General features: G+C 64.3%; 1 pseudogene. It reads right to left on the bottom strand.

Features of this window, described 5'->3' with window-relative positions:
• A pseudogene (locus tag ACYOEI_RS41155) lies at positions 1-317 on the bottom strand (hypothetical protein); the annotation flags it as partial.
• Positions 318-440: the final 123 nt, after the last annotated feature.

The following is a 440-nucleotide window of genomic DNA, read 5'->3' as shown; positions in this document are numbered from 1 at the left end:
TCGAAGGCGCGGCCCTGGATCTCCAGTCGCTTCCAGACGCCGACCCGCCGCTCCGTCTTGCCTTTCTGCTCCGGGGAGCGGACCTCGCAGGCGTCGACGTGGAACCCGAGCGTCCTGGCATAGACGCGGTATTGTTCGTTGATCACTCCCCAGGCACCACAACCGTGGGCGATGCCCGTCTTGAGGTTGTCGATCCGGTTGACGGCCGCCACGCCGCCGAGCCTGCGATAGGCCTCGTTGTGGACGTGGTGCCAGGCGAGCTGGTCGACGGATCGGCTCCAGACGACGGCCTCCTTCCGAGAATGGCTCAGGACCATGACGAAGGCATAGGCGGTGGTCGGTCCATCGGGGTCGCCGAGGTCGACCTGACGGAACTCGCCCCAGTCGCTCTGGGTCTGGGCCTAATGTAAAGCTTTACATTAGGCCCATTATGGTAAGCC

It is taken from the genome of Singulisphaera rosea, assembly GCF_054877945.1.
The sequence above is the reverse complement of the archived record's forward strand: the minus strand, read 5'-3'. Positions and strand labels throughout refer to the sequence as shown.